The following is a 16,461-nucleotide window of genomic DNA, read 5'->3' as shown; positions in this document are numbered from 1 at the left end:
CACGAAGGACACGTTAAAACCATCGCGCAGGGAAGGCCGGGCGATCCGGCGAACCTGTGGTCCACCCCGTGTGCATTTCTGTCGCGCACGGACCTGCGGGTGCCAGCCGGCGCCCGGCCTTCCCTGCGCCCTTGTCTCAACGAGGGTGATGCGATCGGGCAAAACTCGGGCGGAACGCGCCGCGAGACCGCGAACTCTCGTCCGCTGTTTGGATCGTATATCGGCGCGAAGACCAGTCATTCCACTCTCGCTGTCGTCGCCCGGCTTGACCGGGCGACCCAGTACTCCGAGACGATCGTGATTAAGAAGAGAAGCCGCGGCGTACTGGATGCCCCGGTCGAGCCGGGGCATGACAGCCTAGCGCGATCCCATCAGTTCCAATGTGGAAAGATTGGAACGGGGAGAATTCGCCCCGGTTAGCTCCCACTGCCGAAGAAATCCGCTTCTTGGATGAGCCATGACCGATCTATCTATCGATGCTCGACTGCTTGCCCCTGACAATGACCGGCACGGCGCCAATCTCACGGTCGTCGCTGTCGCGGCGGCAATTCTTCTGGCGGGCGCAGCGGCCTTGTCAGGCACGATCTCGTGGCAACAGGGATTGTTGTTTCTTCTCGGAGGCGCACTTGGCCTGACGCTGTACCATGCGCTGTTCGGGTTCACCTCGGCCTGGCGCGTCTTCATTGTGGCGCGACGGGGCGCCGGTCTCCGTGCGCAAATGGTCATGCTGGCGCTGGCGACGGCCCTGTTCTTTCCGGCCCTCGCGCAAGGTACGCTGTTCGGCGTCGCCGTGCATGGTGAGCTCGGCGCGGTGGGCGTGGGCATGCTGACCGGGGCGTTCCTGTTCGGCCTTGGAATGCAGCTCGGCGGCGGCTGCGCATCGGGAACGCTTTATACCGCTGGCGGCGGCAACACCCGCATGCTGGTGACACTGGCGGCCTTCATCGCCGGATCGACGCTCGGTGCGTTGCATCTGCCGTGGTGGAGCGCGCTGCCGAACATCGGCGCGGTCTCGTTGATCGAACGGCTCGGCTGGCTCCCGGCGCTCGTGCTCTGCTGGACTGTGATGGCTGCGATCTACCTCATCACCGTCAGGGCCGAGATCGGCCGGCACGGCGAACTCGAGCCGGGAGCGCGGACGAAGCTGCAAGGCCTACGCCGCTTCATGCAGGGGCCGTGGCCGCTGCTGTGGGGCGCGATCCTGCTCGCGATCGGAAATTTCGCCACGCTGTATCTCGCAGGGCGCCCATGGGGCATCACCTCCGCTTTCGCGCTCTGGGGATCGAAGATCCTGATGGGCGTCGGCGTCGACGTCGCGTCATGGCCCTATTGGCAGGGCCCGCGCGCTCCATCGCTGCAGCAAAGCGTCTTCGCCGACATCACCTCCGTGATGGATTTCGGCATCATCCTCGGAGCGTTGCTGGCCGCGGGCCTCGCCGGCAAATTCCATCCGACATGGCGCATCTCCGCATCCTCGCTGGTCGCCGCCATCATCGGCGGCCTGCTTCTCGGGTATGGCGCCCGGCTCGCCTATGGCTGCAATATCGGCGCTTATGTCAGCGGGATTGCATCGGGCAGCCTGCATGGCTGGTGCTGGCTGGTCGCGGCTTTTCTCGGCAACATTCTGGGGACACAGCTCCGACCGCTGTTCGGCCTGGCCGTCGAGCGGTAGGTCTTCGTCTGCGTGCTGTTTCGTCAGACCGTCATGGCGGGACCGACGATTGAACTCAACGCATCATCATCCGCGCGATCGCTTCCCCAATCACCACCGTCGTGAAGTGGGTGTTGGCCCGGCAATCCGATGGCATGATCGAGGCGTCGGCGACGCGTAAGCCCGCGATACCCTTCACTGTGCCGTCAGGGTTGACCACGCCGTCGGCGTCGTTGACGCCGGTCATGCGGCAACTGCCGGCAGCGTGCTGGATATCGCCGGTCTCACGGCGCAGCAGTGCGTCGAGCTCGTGATCGGGCAAGGCCGCAGCCTGGGGCAGCGTCAGATCCGTGTCGGCGAGCCGGATCCAATCGGTGATGCCTGATAGCGCCGGCTGGGCGGTGATCACGGCAAGCCGCCTCACCGCGTCCATCATGCGCAGCATGTCGCGGGGATCGGCCAGCATGTTTTCCTCGACGACCGGATCGATCGCGGGGTCGGTCGAGGCCAGCTTGAGCGTGCCACGCGAATACGCGTTGAACAGCCCGGCACCGATCGCGCCCGGCACACCGATGCCGCGGTGGTTGAAGGCGATCAGGATCATGTCGCGCTTGCCGCCGTTGGCGAGGCCCGACGAATAGGTCACGCAGCAATTGGTGTGGCGGGTGTCGGGATCGGCGGGCCGCAGGTTTTCGTGGAGCTGGATCGTGGCGCGAAACAACGGGTGGTCGAAGAAGTGCCGGCCGACCGGCAAGTCCCGCTCGACGGCGATCCCCATCGCCTTCAGCTCATCCGCAGGTCCGATGCCCGAGCGCAGCAGGATTGCCGGACTGTGGATGGCGCCGGCGCACAGCACGATCTGGCGTGCGCTGATCTCGCTGGTGCCCTGCCCCTCGATGTGAACGCGAAGGCCGGTCGCCCGGCCGTCGCTGATCAGCACGCGGTCGACCAGTGCCTGCCCGCGAATCTCCAGATTGGCGCGGCCACGCGCGGGCTCCAGATACCCCTCATTGGTGGTGATGCGGCGGCTGTCGCGGCTGTTGATGGGATAGCAGGCGACCCCCTCGCCGTCCGGGCCGTTGACGTCTGCGCACCAGGGATAGCCGCTCGCCAGCGCCGCATCGCGCAAGCCGCGATCGATCGGTCCCCATTTGTCCGGCGGCGCGCGATAGACCGGCAGCGGTCCGCCGCGTCCGTGGCCGGCGGCGTCGCCGAATTCCAGATCATCCTCGATCACCGAGAACAACGGCATCACGTCCTTGGCCGACCAGCCGGTGCAGCCATTGGCGGCCCATTCGTCGAACGCATCGGCGACGCCGCGGATGGCGATCTGGCCGTTCATCATCGACGAGCCGCCGAGCCCCTTGCCGCGCCAGTAGAAGCGCGGCTCCTGGCCGGCCACACGGCGCGTCAGAAGATCAGGCCATTGCCATTTCTCCTGGTACTCGCGCTTGTGGATGATCGGGATGGGATTTGGCGTCCTCACCTCCCACGGCGCCTCGTCGGCGCGCCAATCGAGGCCCGCCTCGAGCAGCAGGACGCGCCGTGCGGGATCCTCCGAGAGCCGTGCCGCAACAGCGGCGCCGGCCGAGCCCCCGCCGACAACAATGACATCGTACATCGCGCTACTTCTCAACGTTCCAGAACACCGGGATGGCCGACGGTATCAGACCGCGCAAGGTCGCGCGAGAGGCGGCGGGTTGGGCGAACTGGCCCCACGGTATTGCGGGCGCCTGATCGTACATGACGGCCTGGATCTCGCCTGCGATCTTCTTGCGATCCTCCTCGGCGGGCGCCTTGGCAAAGGCTTCCATCAGCGGCGCGATGCGCGCATCGCACTGCCATCCGGTGAAATCGGCGCAGTTGAAGGCGACCATGACGTTGGTCAGCGGCGAGCCGAGGTCAAAACCGCCGGCGTGAACGCCATAGACGCTCCAGCCCTCCTTCTTGGCGCGGCGCGCCAGCACGCTCGCCCAGTCCATCACCTGGAGGTCGACGTTGAACCCGGCCTGTTTCAGCCGCTCGGCCAGCACCTGCGCCGAAACACGCGGGGCCTCGAGATCGTTGGCCTCCATCACGACAACAGGCTCACCGGCATATTTCGTCGCCTTCAGCGCGGCCTTCGCCGCTTCGATCGATGGCTTGGCGGCGGCTTCCGTGCCGGCCTTGCTGTCATAGGTGGTGCCGCAGGTGAAGTACGTCGCGCAAGGCGCCGCGTATTTGGCGTCCAGGCCGAGTGCGTCCAGCACCTCGCGCTGATCGACCAGCTTCCACAGCACGCGCCTGATGGCGGGATCGTCGAACGGCTTTGATGCCGCGTTGAGGCGATAGGCGCCCGCGAACATGTTGCCGCCGGTGAAATTGACGAGCTTCACGCGTGCGTTCTTCTCCATGGTCGGCAGCAGATCGAACGGCGCGTATTGCATGAAATCGACTTCGCCGGCCTGCAGCGCGGAGGCTGCGGTCGCACCATCTGGAATGACGCGGATCTCGAGCGTGTCGATGTTGACGCGCTTGCCGCCGGCGAGGAAGTCGGCAGGCTCGGGACGCGGCACGTAATCGGCGAACTTCTTCAGGACCATGCGATCACCGGTGCGGTGATCGGCCTTGCTGTAGACGAACGGACCGGAGCCGACGATCTCGGTAATGCGCTGGTCGCCGGGCGTTTTGGCAATGCGCTCGGGCATCATGAAGGCCACCGGACTGACGGGATTGCCGAGCGCGTCGATGACCAGACCGGACGGCTCCTTCAGCGTCAGCACGAAGGTTTTTGCGTCGGTCGGTTCGAGCGAGGCAGTGATTGCAAAAATGCGGCGGCCGAGCGCGCTGCGGGTGCCCCAACGGCGCAGCGAGGCGACGCAATCGGCGGCGGTGACCGGCTGGCCGTCATGCCATTTCAGGCCGTCGCGTAGCGTGAAACTGTAGGTCAGGCCATCGGCCGAGACCTTCCAGTCCTGCACCATCTGCGGCTTGATCTCGCCTTTGGAATCCTTCGCGAACAGCGTGTCGAACACCATGTAGCCGAACGTGCGCGTAATGTAGGCTGTGGAGAAATGCGGATCGAGCGTGACGATCTCCGCCTCGAGCACCGCGACGAGATTGCCTGCGGCATGCGCGGGTGGCGCGGTCAGCGCCAAGGCGAACAGCGCCGGAATGAAAGCCTTCAGTTTGGACATGGAATGAATTTGCCTTTTGACGGAGACGTTAGAGTCGCCAGACAAAAAGCAATGTTCATGCCCGGAGGGCCGAAACACGTATGCGCTCACGGCTATCTGCCGCGCGTTTGCGCGCCACACCCTCGCTGTCATCGCCCGGCTTGACCGGGCGATCCGGTATTCCAGAGAAAGCTATGATTGAGCCGAGAGGTCGCGGCGTACTGGATGCCCCGCCTCCGCGGGGCATGACACTGTCGATATGGCGACGGCCCGCGGACTACCCGATCACCCTGCCGAACTTGTTCGACTTCGGGAATCCCTTCGGCGCGAGGCGGCCGGCATCACCGCGGTTGCCTCGCCACTCGGCGAGCTCCTTCATGGTCGCAGAGAATTCCCGGCCCGCGGAATCCTTCCAGGTCAGGCCCGCCTTGGCGTCGAACACAGCGACGTCGGAAAGACCGCCATCCTTGTATTTCTGCAGGCGCGCACCGCGGCCACGCGGCATCTCCTGAACCTGGTCGAGCGGGAAAAGCAGCATCTTGCGGTTCTCGCCGATGACCGCGACGGTGTCGCCGAGCACTTCGGTGACCGTGCGCGCCTCGTTCGGCATGTCGACGTTGAGGACCTGCTTGCCCTTCTTGGTGGTGCCGACGCAATCGTCTTCGTTGACGACAAAGCCCTGGCCCTCGTGGCTCGCGACCAGGAATTTGCGTCCGCCCTTGTTGACGAACAGCGTGACCGGCGCGGCCTCCGGCTCGAGATCGATGAACTGGCGGATCGGCTCGCCGTGACCGCGGCCGCCCGGAAGTTTTGCGACATCGAGCGAGTAGAATTTTCCGTTGGTGGCGAACAGCAGCAGCTTCGAGGTCGTTTCCGCGAAGAACGCGAACCCGAGCTTGTCGTCCTGCTTGAAGGCGAGCCCCGAGAGATCCTCGACGTGGCCCTTGAGGGTGCGGATCCAGCCTTTGTCGGAGACGACCACGGTCACCGGCTCGCGCTCGACCAGGGCCTCCTCGATCGCGGCGAGATCGTGCTCTGGCGCGTCCGCAAAGGTGGTGCGGCGCTTGCCGAGCGGCGTCTTCGGTCCGAACATGTCGCGGACCTTGCCGACCTGCTCGGCGACCTTCTTCCACTGCTCGGGCTCCGACGCCAGCAATCCCTCGATGCCCTTCAGCTCCTTGCGAAGATCCTTGTCCTCGCTGCGGATCTCCATCTCCTCGAGCTTGCGCAGGCTTCGCAGCCGCATGTTGAGGATGGCTTCGGCCTGCACCTCGGTGAGCTTGAACGCCTTGATCAACGCCGGCTTCGGCTCGTCCTCGTTGCGGATGATCCTGATCACCTCGTCGATGTTCAGATACGCAATCAGCAAGCCGCCGAGAATCTCCAGCCGGCGCTCGATCTCGGCCTTGCGATGGTTGGTGCGGCGGATCAGCACGTCGCGCAGATGGTCGAGCCATTCGCGCAGGCACTCAGCGAGCCCCACCACCTTGGGGACGCGGCCCTTGATCAGCACGTTCAGGTTCAGCGGAATCTTGTTTTCGAGCTCGGTCAGCCGGAACAGCGATTCCATCATCAGTGCGGGATCGACGTTCTTCGACTTCGGCTCGATCACGATGCGTACGTCTTCGGCCGATTCGTCCCTGATATCGCCGACCAGCGGCAGCTTCTTCTGGTCCAGCAGCTCGGCGATCTTCTCGATCAGCCGCGACTTCTGCACCAGAAAGGGTATCTCGGTGACCACGACGACCCAGGTGCCGCGCGCGCCCTCTTCCTGCTCCCATCGGGAGCGGACGCGGAACGAGCCGCGGCCGGTGGTGTAGGCTTCAGCGATCGCCTGCTTGGAATCGACGCAGATGCCGCCGGTCGGGAAATCCGGCCCCTTGACCCATTTCAGCAGCGCCCTGGATTTCGCATCGGGCTTCTCGATCAGATGCAGCGCGGCCTCGCAGAGCTCGGCCGCGTTGTGCGGCGGGATCGAGGTCGCCATGCCGACCGCGATACCTTGCGCACCGTTGGCGAGCAGGTTCGGGAAGCCGCCGGGCAGCACGATCGGCTCTTTCGACTGGCCATCGTAATTGGGGCGGAATTCGACCCCGTCCTCGTCGATGCCGTCGAGCAGAAGCCGCGCGACGTCGGTCATGCGCGCTTCGGTGTAGCGATAGGCGGCCGGATTATCGCCGTCGATATTGCCGAAATTGCCCTGGCCGTCGACCAGTGGATAGCGCGAGGAGAAATCCTGGGCGAGACGCACCATGGCGTCGTAGATCGCCTGGTCGCCATGCGGATGGAACGAGCCCATCACGTCGCCGACGATTTTGGCGGATTTCTTGAAAGCTGTGCCCGGATCAAGCCGTAGCAGGCGCATGCCATAGAGGATACGCCGGTGCACCGGCTTCAGGCCGTCGCGGGCATCCGGCAGCGCGCGGTGCATGATGGTGGAGAGCGCATAGGCGAGATAGCGCTCTTCCAGCGCCTCACGCAGCGGCACCTCGTGAATTTCGGCCGGTTCCTCCGGCGGAATCAATCGTTTTCCCATGCCGCCCGGTTAAACCGTGGAAGCGAATCGGGCAAGGATCGATTGGTTCCCTGTGGGCGGCCTACTGGCCGGCCCAGCCTGCGGTGAAGGTCTGGGTGGGTTGGGCGTTTTTGGCCTGCGTGGTGGCCGGGGCATTGGGCAGGCACCGCCGCGCCGTCTCGATCTCGGCCTCCGTCGCGCCCTTGGACCGCGCCCATGCCTCTGCGGCCGCAGCGGAATATTTGGCCACGTAGAATCTGACGACGGTACAGGAGGCACGGCGAAAGACGCCCGGCTGCTCACCCGCGAGGGCGTCCGGCGCCAGCGCCATCAGCGCTGCCGATATCACAAGTCCCTTGATCAGCATCAGGATATCCCCGGTTGGAACCCCGAGGGCAAGTCAGGGAAACCCGATTTCGTTCCACGGGGGACCGGCATATTGCGACAATGCAGAGCCGCGCCAGGCTCATGGCGTGGGAATCGCGGCCTTTGCCTGTTGTCGCGTCAGCGCGTTGATGAAGCCTGCCCGCGCGTCGGAATGGCCCTGCCCGCGCGGCTCCAGCACGTGGCGCAACAGGAACAGGCCGGTCAGTCGAAAGCCGTCCTGAAGATCCTGGTCGGTGAGGTCGCCCTGCACCTCGCCTTGGCGCAGGAACGGCGGCAGCCGCAACAGGCGGTCGCGCCACGGCTCGCCGGCTCCGCGCGACACCGCGCCGCCGGATTTGGGCGAGACGTAGATCAGGTCGTTGGTTTCTCCGGTCACGGCGCAGTTTTCCAGCGCCAGCCCGAAGCCGAGTTCGGTGAGCATCGCCAGTTCGAAATGGATCACGTGTACGGCGGCGCTGCCGATGTCGTCGAAATCGTCCAGCGCATGTTCGAGCAGCGCCAGCAGGTTTTCGTGCGGATCGCGTTCCGGCAGCAATCGCGCGATCGAGGCGAGATGGGTGATGCCGTAGACGCCGTGGGATGATCCCAGCAGCGTCGCCGCCCGCAGCTTGAGGCCCTCGATGGCATAGGTGCCGAGATGCTCGTCGAGCCGCGCCCGCCACACCACGCCGAGGCTGTTGCCGGGCTGCAGCAAGGGCCGCATCCGCGAGCCGGCGCCGCCGCGGACGAGACCGAGATGGCGGCCGTGGGCGCGGGTCAGCAGTTCGACGATGGCGCTGCTCTCGCCATGCCGCCGCACCCCCAGCACGATGCCTTCGTCGGTCCATTCCATCGGTGAAGTCTAGCGGATTCCGGTCTTCAATCGTAGTGCGGATTGGCGGGATTGCGCGCCGCCAATCCACCTGACGCCTTACGCGTTGAACCAGCCCTGCGCGTCGCCGCGGAACGAGAAATACAATCCCATCGCCGTCAGCACGCAGGAGACGATCTCGATGGCGCTGTCGAGTTCCATGCCCTTCTCGCCGATAATCTGGCCGAGCGAGATCACCGACAATACGAGTGCTGCCGCCAGCACCCAGCGCGGCCAGTTCTTGCGCCCGCGCGCGGCCAGCCGGACGAAATACACCAGCAGCAGGATCATGCCGCCGGCAAGCAGCGACGACGTCATGATCATCTGTTCGGTCATCTCGGCATTCGGCGTGCGGTCCTGCACCGCCACCGACAAGGCATCCAGCATCAACGATGCATAGAGCAACGCTTCGAAGCGCCGTACGTTGCTGGGTACGCTCATCGCCGACCGATCTTTTTCTTGGTTATTCTTTGGGAAATTCCAGGCCCATCTCGCGGTAGCGATCGGGATCGTCGCTCCAGTTCTCGCGCACCTTGACGAACAAGAACAAGTGCACCGGCACGCCCAGGATCTCGCCGATCTCCTTGCGCGAGTCCGCTCCGATCGACTTGATGGTGGCGCCGCCCGCGCCGAGCACGATCTTGCGCTGGCTTTCGCGCTCGACGAAAATCGTCTGCTCGATGCGCACCGATTTGTCCTTGCGCTCCTCCCACTTGTCGGTCTCGACCGTGGACTGGTAGGGCAATTCCTGGTGCAGCTTGCGAAAGATCTTCTCGCGGGTGATCTCGGCCGCAAGCTGCCGCATCGGCGCGTCCGACATCTGGTCTTCGGGATAGAGGAACGGCCCCGGCGGCACGATCTCGGCCAGTGTATGCCTGAGGTCGTCGACGCCGTCGCCGGAGATCGCCGCGATCATGAAGGTCTTTGCGAACGCCATGCGCTCGTTGGCGGCCTGCGCCAGCGCCAGCAGCTTCTCGCGCTGGACCAGGTCGACCTTGTTGATGACCAAAATCTTCTCGTGCTTGACGCTTGCGACCTTGGTGAGGATCGCCTCAGCCTCCTCGTCGATGCCGGCCTTGGCATCCAGCAGCACGCAGACGAGGTCGGCGTCATGCGCGCCGCTCCAGGCGGTCGAGACCATGGCGCGGTCGAGCCGGCGCTTGGGCAGGAAGATGCCGGGCGTATCGACCAGGATGATCTGCGAATTGTTCTCGATCACGATGCCGCGGATCAGCGCGCGCGTTGTCTGCACCTTGCGCGAGACGATCGTGACCTTGGCCCCGACCAGCGCATTGACCAGCGTGGATTTGCCGACGTTCGGCGCGCCGATCAGCGCGACGAAGCCGCAGCGCGTAGCAGTGGGCGCCTCGCCGCTTGCTTCAACCGTCATTGCCGCCGCCAACGCCTTCACGTTCGATCATCACTGAAGCTGCCACCTTCTCTGCCGCGCGCTTGCTGCCGCCGATGCCTTCCGCCGGAGCGAGTCCCGGAAGATCGACCGCGACGCGGAATTGCGGATCATGATGCGGGCCGGTGCGCTCGACCTCGCGATAAACGGGCGTCGGCAATCCCTTGCCCTGCGCCCATTCCTGGAGAACTGTCTTGGGATCGCGCAACGGACGCCGCGGCTTGTGCATGCGCTCGGTCCAGTTGCGCTTGACGAAGTCGGCCGCCGCCGCGTAGCCGCCGTCGAGGAAGACGGCGCCGATCACGGCCTCGCAGATGTCGCCGAGCACGCTCTTGCGCAGGCGCGCGTCGGCGCTGGGGCCGACCGAGCCGAGCTTGATGTCGTCGAGCAGACCGAGCGACTTGGCGACGTCGGCGCAGCTCTCCTTGCGCACCAGTTCGGCAAGTCGCTTGGACATCTCGCCTTCGTCGGCGTTCGGGAAGGCGTGATAGAGCATGTCGGAGACGACGAGCCCGAGCACGTGGTCGCCGAGGAATTCCAGCCGCTGATAGCTGTCGCCGCGCTTGCGCCCGGACTTCAGCGCGGAGACATGCGTGATGCCTTGCATCAAGAGGTTCGGATCGGCAAAGTTGTAGCCGATGCGTGCCTCGAGCCCCGCATTCGCATCCAAGCCCCTGGCCTTGCTGCTCCGCACCCGCTTCTTCTTTGCAGGCGTCTTGATCTCAGGCGTCTTGTTCTCAAGGCTCTTGGTCGCAGCTTCGCCGTCGGGGCCCACTTGCGCCTCGGTCGGCAGGGTCGCGATGTCCTTGGCTTCGTCTTTCATCGGACGATTTTGAAGAAGCGATTCCAGCGCACCGCCCACGGCCAGCGCCAGAACATCCAGGCATGCTCGCCTTCGGCGATCGAGAAGAAGATCATCTGGGCGCGCCCGATCAAATTCTCCTGCGGCACGTAGCCGACCTGGCCGAGGAAGCGGCTGTCAGTGGAATTGTCGCGATTGTCGCCCATCATGAAGAAGTGGCCGGTCGGCACGGTGTAGACATTGGTGTTGTCGACGTAGCCGTTGTCGGCGCAGTCCAGCGTTTCGTAGGACACGCCGTTCGGCAGCGTTTCTTTCCAACGCTTCACCCGGGAGACGCCGCTGCCTTCGGCGCCGCAGGGATCCTCGCCGACAAATTCGCTCATGCGCTGCCGCTCGACCGGCGTGTCGTTGATGTAGAGCAGCCCGTCCCGCATCTGGATGCGGTCGCCGGGCAGACCGATCACGCGCTTGATGTAGTCGGTGGAATCGTCCTTCGGCAGGCGGAATACGACGATGTCGCCGCGGTTCGGGTCCGAGCCCCAGATCCGCCCCGAGAACAGTGGCGGCGAGAACGGGATCGAGTAGTGGCTGTAGCCGTAGGAATATTTCGAGACGAACAGATAGTCGCCGACCAGCAACGTCGCCTTCATCGAGCCGGATGGGATGTTGAACGGCTGAAACAGGAAGGTGCGGATCACCAGCGCGATCAGGAGAGCGTGGATCACGACCCGGATCGTTTCGCCGACGCCGCTCTCAGTTTTCGTTCCTGAAGTCACGCTCATTGCTCTCTCAATTCCGGCGGGCGGTCACAGCGCGCCCTCCTCCCGCGAACAGCCCATCGCTCGCGGCCCAAGGAGATTGTCCTGATTCTGATAATGAGGGCCAATTCCGGCGTAAAGCCGAATTCGCCCAGCCTGATTTGCGTCCGCGGACTTTTAGACGGTTGTCGGAGGCCACGCAATCAAGGATCGCATCAAAACTGCATAAGCATTTGATTTTGAATGCGAATTATAAAATGATCGGTGCCCAATCAGGGTTTGGCCAGCGGCACGGCGGAAATGATGACGAAGGCCTGTGCCAACGGCCAGTCATCGGTGATCGACAGGTCGATCTGCGCCGCGAACCCCTCCGGCGTCAGGGCCTGGAGCCGGGCCAGCGCCCCGCCCGTCAATTGCATGGTTGGCCGCCCTCCCGGCAGGTTGACCACCCCCATGTCGCGCCACCAGACGCCGCGCCTGATGCCGGTGCCGAGCGCCTTGGAACAGGCCTCCTTGGCGGCGAAGCGTTTGGCGTAGGTTGCCACCACCATCTTCTCGTTCTTGGCGCGCCGTTCCGCCTTGGCCCGCTCGGCCGCGGTGAAGATGCGGTCGAGGAAGCGCTCGCCATGGCGGTCGATCACCTTGCCGACACGGGTGATGTCGATCAGGTCGGAGCCGATGCCGATGATCATGCCCGGCTCCGGCCGCGGTCCATCGCCGCGCGCATGCTGCGCACCGTCTCGGCGAGACCGACGAACAGGGCTTCGCCGATCATGTAGTAGCCGATGTTGAGCTCCATGATCTCAGGCAAGCCGGCGATCGTCTCCGCCGTCGCATAGTCCAGCCCGTGTCCGGCGTGAACCTCCAGCCCCGCTTCCCTCGCCAGCTTCGCCCCCGCCACGATTCGCCGCCATTCGGCCGCGGCCTTATCAGTGTGACCGTCGACGACGGCGTCGCACCAGGCGCCGGTGTGGATCTCGATCACGGGCGCGCGCAGCCGCGCCGCCATCTCGATCTGGGCGGGATCGGCCGCGATGAACAGCGACACCCGGATGCCGGCATCGTTCAGCCGCGCGATATAGGGCCCCAGCGCATTGTGCTGGCCGACGACGTCGAGCCCGCCTTCGGTCGTCACCTCCTGGCGCCGCTCCGGCACGAGGCACACCGCATGCGGCCTGGTGGCGAGCGAAATGCGCATCATGTCGTCGGTCGCCGCCATCTCGAGATTGAGCGGCTTGGAGATCTCCGCTTTCAGCCGCGCCATGTCCTCGTCGCGGATGTGCCGGCGATCCTCGCGCAAATGGGCGGTGATGCCGTCGGCACCGGCCTCGATGGCCAGCAGCGCCGCGCGCACCGGATCGGGATTGCGGCCGCCGCGGGCGTTACGCAGGGTCGCGACATGGTCGACATTGACGCCGAGGCGGAGCGGAGGTGCGGGCATTTCAGGACTCACGGAATCACAGGAATAGACCAGGACGGAAGGCGTCTATCCATTAACACGTTCGGCGCGGGCGACGACCGCCTTCGCGCGCAGCTGGGCCAGGATCGCGCTCAAATGCTTGAGATCGTAGACTTCGAGATCGATCGTCGTCTCCGTGAAATCCGGTGAGCGGCGCTGCATGCTGATGTTGTCGATGTTGCCGTCGTGCTCGGCGATCACGGTCGCGATCTGCGCCAGCGCGCCGGGCTCGTTGACGTTCTCGACCTTGATGCGGGCCGGGAAGCGTTGTGGCGTGGAGTCCTCGATGTCCCAGCGCACGTCGAGCCAGCGCTCCGGCTCTTCCTCGAAATCCTTCAGGGCCGGCGCCTGGATCGGGTAGATGGTGATGCCCTCGCCCGGCGTGACGATGCCGATGATGCGGTCACCGGGCACTGCGCCGCCGTTCGGCGCGAACTTCACCGGCAGGTCGGAGTTGATGCCGCGGATCGGGATCGCGACCGGGCTGCGCGGCGGTTCGGACGACTTCTCCTTGAGCTTGCCGGCAAGCCCCTTCTTGACGCCGTAGCGCGCGATGCGCTCCTCCTTGTAGTCGGGATACATCGCACGCGCGACGTGGGAGGCCTTGATCTCGCCGCGTCCCACAGCCGCCATGACGTCCTCGATCGAGGTCCGCGCGAGTCGCGGCAGCGCGCCCTTGAGCTTGTCGTCGGCGTATTCGATCTTGGCGCGCTCGAACAGGCGCTCGACGATGCGCCGGCCGAGACCGACATATTGATCGCGCACCGCAGTCCTGGTGGCGCGACGGATCGCGGCGCGCGCCTTGCCGGTGACCGCGAGCGTTTCCCAGGCGGACGGCGGCGCCGCTTGCGCTTCGGAGGTCAGCACCTCGACCTCGTCGCCGTTCTGGAGCTCCGAGGACAGCGGCGCAAACTGGCCGTTGATCTTGCAGCCCACCGCGCTGTTGCCGACGTCGGTATGCACGGCATAGGCGAAGTCGATCACGTTGGCATGGCGCGGCAGCGCGATCAGCTTGCCCTTCGGGGTGAAGCAGAACACCTGGTCGTGGAACAGCTCGAGCTTGGTGTGCTCGAGGAATTCCTCGGGATTGGCGCTCTCCGAAAGGATACCGATGGTGTGGCGCAACCAGGCGAACGCATTGGACTCGCGCTTGAGAAATTCGGTCGGCGAGCCCACGCCTTCCTTGTAGAAGACGTGCGCGGCGATGCCGCGCTCGGCGATCTGGTCCATCGCCTCGGTGCGGATCTGCAACTCGACCCGCTGGTTGCCGGGGCCGATCACGGTGGTGTGGATCGAGCGGTAGTCGTTCTGCTTCGGCGTCGAGATGTAGTCCTTGAACCGCCCGGGCACGACCGGCCAGTTCGTGTGGACGATGCCGAGCGCGCGGTAGCAAGCCTCGATGTCGTTGACCACAACGCGGAAGCCGAAGATGTCGGACAATTGCTCGAAGCCGACCGACTTGCGCTCCATCTTGGTCCAGATCGAGAATGGCTTCTTGCGGCGGCCATAGACCCGCGCCCCCAGGCCCCGGTGCCGCAGATTGTTGGAGAGCTGGTCCTCGATTTCGCCGATCAGATTGCGGTTGCGCTCGGCCAGCGCATCGAGCCGCTGCATCACCACCGAATAGGCTTCCGGGTCGAGGGTCCGGAACGACAGGTCCTCCAGCTCCTCGCGCATTTCCTGCATGCCCATGCGCCCGGCCAGCGGCGCATAGATATCGAGCGTCTCTTCGGCAATGCGCCGTCGCGATTCCGTCGGCACGAAGTCCAGCGTGCGCATGTTGTGCAGGCGATCGGCGAGCTTCACCAGGAGCACGCGGACGTCGTCGGCAATGGCCAGCAACAATTTGCGCAGATTCTCGGCCTGCTTGGCCTCCCGCGACACCAGCTCCAGCCGCTTCAGCTTGGTCAGGCCCTCGACCAGCGCGCCGATCTCGGGCCCGAAGATCTGGTCGATCTCGGCCCGCGTCGCTTCGGTGTCCTCGATCGTGTCGTGAAGCAGCGCAGCCACGATGGTGGCGTCGTCGAGCTTCAGGTCGGTCAGAATCGCCGCCACTTCGAGCGGATGGGAGAAGTACGGGTCGCCCGAGGCGCGGGTCTGCGAGCCGTGCGCCTTCATGGCGTAGACATAGGCGCGGTTCAGCAAATCTTCGTCGGTGTTGGGATTGTAGGACCTGACGCGCTCGACGAGGTCATATTGACGCATCATGCGTGCGCGAGGCTTCGCCGGGCGCGCCACCGGCGCAGTCGGGGCCACGGCAACCGATTCGGTTGCGGCCTGCATCTGCGTTGGTGTGCGGCGTCGATATACCATGCCGTCCTGCCTTCAAACGGGCCACGACAGAGCCCGTTGTATACATCTTAGCTCCGATCGCGCGCGTGTCCGATCAATTCGGTGACAGGGACAGGCGCGAACCGATGACGCTATGGTAACCACGAAAACGCCAACAAAAGCAAAGGCCCGAACAACGGTTCGGGCCTTTGATCAGATCACAAAGAAGTCGATGAGCGCGATGGGACGATTACTCGTCCTCCTCGGGCTGCTCCTCGGGCGGCGCCAAGCCTTCGAGACCCTTCAGGAGCTCTTCTTCCGTCATGCGCTCAACGGCGACTTCGGTATCGTCTGCATCCACGCTTGCACCGGCGGAACCGATCAGCGGTACGGTGTCGGGCTCGGGCTCGTCGACCTCGACGAATTTCTGCAGCGAGTGCACCAGCTCCTCGCGGAGGTCCTCCGGCGAAATGGTGGTCTCAGCAATTTCGCGCAAAGACACAACAGGGTTCTTGTCGTTATCGCGGTCAACCGTTAGTTGTGAACCAGACGAAATCATGCGGGCACGGTGGGCGGCCAGCAGGACCAGGTCAAACCGGTTGTCGACCTTGTCGATACAATCTTCTACGGTGACGCGAGCCATCGACTGTCGCTCCGTTGTGGGTGGGACGAAATATGTGGATGAATGGCGGTAGTTATAGGGGCCGGGAGGGTTTCGCAAGGCCAATTTGTGATTTGGCCTCGCCAAACGGCTCTGCTACCCCCACATTGGGGCTGGGATGGGTGGTTTCCCGGGCCGCTGGGGACGGCGGCGCCGGGAGTGTGCAAGTTGGCCATAACTATACCTTGATTGCCCCGACTTCTCCGGATTTGCGGTTTCGACGGGTTTCGGCGGGACTTTAGAAGTGCGCGGCTTGCTGTCGCCGCGCCAACAATAAACGATCAATCACGAACTCTACGCGAGCAAACTGAATGTCACCTTCCTCTTCCGACAAGATCGCGCTCTTCATCGATGGAGCCAATCTCTACGCGACGGCGAAAACTCTGGGCTTCGATATCGATTACAAGCGCCTGCTGAAGGAGTTTCAGAGTCGCGGGACGCTGCTGAGGGCGTTCTACTACACCGCCATCATCGAGGATCAGGAGTACTCCTCGATCCGGCCGCTGATCGACTGGCTCGACTACAACGGCTACACCGTCGTCAC

At 64.5% G+C, this 16,461-nt stretch carries 16 protein-coding genes; 3 read left to right on the top strand and 13 right to left on the bottom strand.

All coding sequences use genetic code 11. From position 1 onward, the window contains the following. Positions 1 to 420, top strand: a 420-nt coding sequence (locus tag AC0L20_RS38525; RefSeq protein WP_473295465.1) for a hypothetical protein, incomplete at its 5' end; no start/stop codon positions are given. Between the two features lie 37 nt (positions 421 to 457). After that, on the top strand, positions 458 to 1,672 hold the full coding sequence (locus AC0L20_RS38520; protein WP_473295464.1) for a YeeE/YedE family protein: 1,215 nt from the start codon (positions 458 to 460) through the stop codon (positions 1,670 to 1,672). A 55-nt stretch (positions 1,673 to 1,727) separates the two neighbouring features. Here AC0L20_RS38520 and AC0L20_RS38515 read toward each other — a convergent pair whose 3' ends face one another. The 13 genes from AC0L20_RS38515 to rpoZ form a co-directional block, all read right to left on the bottom strand. Then, complete coding sequence (locus AC0L20_RS38515) at positions 1,728 to 3,272, bottom strand: GMC family oxidoreductase (RefSeq protein ID WP_473295463.1); 1,545 nt, start codon at positions 3,270 to 3,272, stop codon at positions 1,728 to 1,730. 4 nt (positions 3,273 to 3,276) lie between these two features. Continuing rightward, positions 3,277 to 4,827: an ABC transporter substrate-binding protein gene (locus AC0L20_RS38510; RefSeq protein ID WP_473295462.1), complete on the bottom strand. Its 1,551-nt coding sequence runs from the start codon at positions 4,825 to 4,827 to the stop codon at positions 3,277 to 3,279. A 256-nt stretch (positions 4,828 to 5,083) separates the two neighbouring features. Continuing rightward, complete coding sequence (gene parC / locus AC0L20_RS38505; protein WP_473295461.1) at positions 5,084 to 7,342, bottom strand: DNA topoisomerase IV subunit A; 2,259 nt, start codon at positions 7,340 to 7,342, stop codon at positions 5,084 to 5,086. Positions 7,343 to 7,403: 61 nt separating this feature from the next. Beyond that, positions 7,404 to 7,688, bottom strand: coding sequence for a hypothetical protein (locus AC0L20_RS38500; protein ID WP_456764019.1), 285 nt, complete (start codon positions 7,686 to 7,688; stop codon positions 7,404 to 7,406). A gap of 99 nt (positions 7,689 to 7,787) precedes the next feature. Next, positions 7,788 to 8,540, bottom strand: coding sequence for a DNA repair protein RecO (recO, locus tag AC0L20_RS38495; protein WP_473295460.1), 753 nt, complete (start codon positions 8,538 to 8,540; stop codon positions 7,788 to 7,790). Positions 8,541 to 8,618: 78 nt separating this feature from the next. Continuing rightward, positions 8,619 to 8,999 (bottom strand): hypothetical protein, encoded by a 381-nt coding sequence (locus tag AC0L20_RS38490; RefSeq protein WP_456764017.1) that lies wholly within the window; start codon positions 8,997 to 8,999, stop codon positions 8,619 to 8,621. A gap of 22 nt (positions 9,000 to 9,021) precedes the next feature. Next, on the bottom strand, positions 9,022 to 9,948 hold the full coding sequence (gene era, locus AC0L20_RS38485; RefSeq protein ID WP_456764016.1) for a GTPase Era: 927 nt from the start codon (positions 9,946 to 9,948) through the stop codon (positions 9,022 to 9,024). Beyond that, positions 9,938 to 10,789: a ribonuclease III gene (gene rnc, locus AC0L20_RS38480; RefSeq protein WP_473295459.1), complete on the bottom strand. Its 852-nt coding sequence runs from the start codon at positions 10,787 to 10,789 to the stop codon at positions 9,938 to 9,940. Before rnc ends, era begins: the two co-directional genes overlap by 11 nt. Next, positions 10,786 to 11,550, bottom strand: a complete 765-nt coding sequence (lepB, locus tag AC0L20_RS38475) for a signal peptidase I (RefSeq protein ID WP_007603395.1) — start codon at positions 11,548 to 11,550, stop codon at positions 10,786 to 10,788. The genes rnc and lepB overlap by 4 nt, the downstream gene beginning before the upstream one ends. Before the next feature lie 248 nt (positions 11,551 to 11,798). Then, entirely contained in the window at positions 11,799 to 12,218 is a 420-nt protein-coding gene (acpS, locus tag AC0L20_RS38470) for a holo-ACP synthase (protein WP_007611179.1), read from the bottom strand. Then, positions 12,215 to 12,967 carry a pyridoxine 5'-phosphate synthase gene (locus tag AC0L20_RS38465; RefSeq protein ID WP_473295458.1) on the bottom strand — a complete coding sequence of 251 codons (753 nt, stop codon included), beginning with the start codon at positions 12,965 to 12,967 and terminating at the stop codon, positions 12,215 to 12,217. Before AC0L20_RS38465 ends, acpS begins: the two co-directional genes overlap by 4 nt. 45 nt (positions 12,968 to 13,012) lie before the next feature. Next, positions 13,013 to 15,298, bottom strand: coding sequence for a RelA/SpoT family protein (locus AC0L20_RS38460; RefSeq protein ID WP_027567287.1), 2,286 nt, complete (start codon positions 15,296 to 15,298; stop codon positions 13,013 to 13,015). 208 nt (positions 15,299 to 15,506) lie between these two features. After that, positions 15,507 to 15,899, bottom strand: a complete 393-nt coding sequence (gene rpoZ, locus AC0L20_RS38455) for a DNA-directed RNA polymerase subunit omega (protein WP_007603391.1) — start codon at positions 15,897 to 15,899, stop codon at positions 15,507 to 15,509. Between the two features lie 329 nt (positions 15,900 to 16,228). On the opposite strand from rpoZ, the gene AC0L20_RS38450 reads away from it, so the two are divergent. Beyond that, positions 16,229 to 16,461 (top strand): NYN domain-containing protein (locus AC0L20_RS38450; protein WP_473295457.1); only part of this gene is annotated, 233 nt, incomplete at its 3' end.

It is taken from the genome of Bradyrhizobium sp. Kon58 (genome assembly GCF_055807455.1).
This window is presented reverse-complemented; position numbering and strand designations above follow the sequence as displayed.

What these genes read in the sequence shown, in the direction of transcription:
- AC0L20_RS38520 (WP_473295464.1), top strand. Translation starts at nt 458, where the DNA reads ATGACCGATCTATCTATCGATGCTCGACTGCTTGCCCCTGACAATGAC.
- AC0L20_RS38515 (WP_473295463.1), bottom strand. Translation starts at nt 3,272, where the DNA reads ATGTACGATGTCATTGTTGTCGGCGGGGGCTCGGCCGGCGCCGCTGTT.
- AC0L20_RS38510 (WP_473295462.1), bottom strand. Translation starts at nt 4,827, where the DNA reads ATGTCCAAACTGAAGGCTTTCATTCCGGCGCTGTTCGCCTTGGCGCTG.
- parC (WP_473295461.1), bottom strand. Translation starts at nt 7,342, where the DNA reads ATGGGAAAACGATTGATTCCGCCGGAGGAACCGGCCGAAATTCACGAG.
- AC0L20_RS38500 (WP_456764019.1), bottom strand. Translation starts at nt 7,688, where the DNA reads ATGCTGATCAAGGGACTTGTGATATCGGCAGCGCTGATGGCGCTGGCG.
- recO (WP_473295460.1), bottom strand. Translation starts at nt 8,540, where the DNA reads ATGGAATGGACCGACGAAGGCATCGTGCTGGGGGTGCGGCGGCATGGC.
- AC0L20_RS38490 (WP_456764017.1), bottom strand. Translation starts at nt 8,999, where the DNA reads ATGAGCGTACCCAGCAACGTACGGCGCTTCGAAGCGTTGCTCTATGCA.
- era (WP_456764016.1), bottom strand. Translation starts at nt 9,948, where the DNA reads ATGACGGTTGAAGCAAGCGGCGAGGCGCCCACTGCTACGCGCTGCGGC.
- rnc (WP_473295459.1), bottom strand. Translation starts at nt 10,789, where the DNA reads ATGAAAGACGAAGCCAAGGACATCGCGACCCTGCCGACCGAGGCGCAA.
- lepB (WP_007603395.1), bottom strand. Translation starts at nt 11,550, where the DNA reads ATGAGCGTGACTTCAGGAACGAAAACTGAGAGCGGCGTCGGCGAAACG.
- acpS (WP_007611179.1), bottom strand. Translation starts at nt 12,218, where the DNA reads ATGATCATCGGCATCGGCTCCGACCTGATCGACATCACCCGTGTCGGC.
- AC0L20_RS38465 (WP_473295458.1), bottom strand. Translation starts at nt 12,967, where the DNA reads ATGCCCGCACCTCCGCTCCGCCTCGGCGTCAATGTCGACCATGTCGCG.
- AC0L20_RS38460 (WP_027567287.1), bottom strand. Translation starts at nt 15,298, where the DNA reads ATGGTATATCGACGCCGCACACCAACGCAGATGCAGGCCGCAACCGAA.
- rpoZ (WP_007603391.1), bottom strand. Translation starts at nt 15,899, where the DNA reads ATGGCTCGCGTCACCGTAGAAGATTGTATCGACAAGGTCGACAACCGG.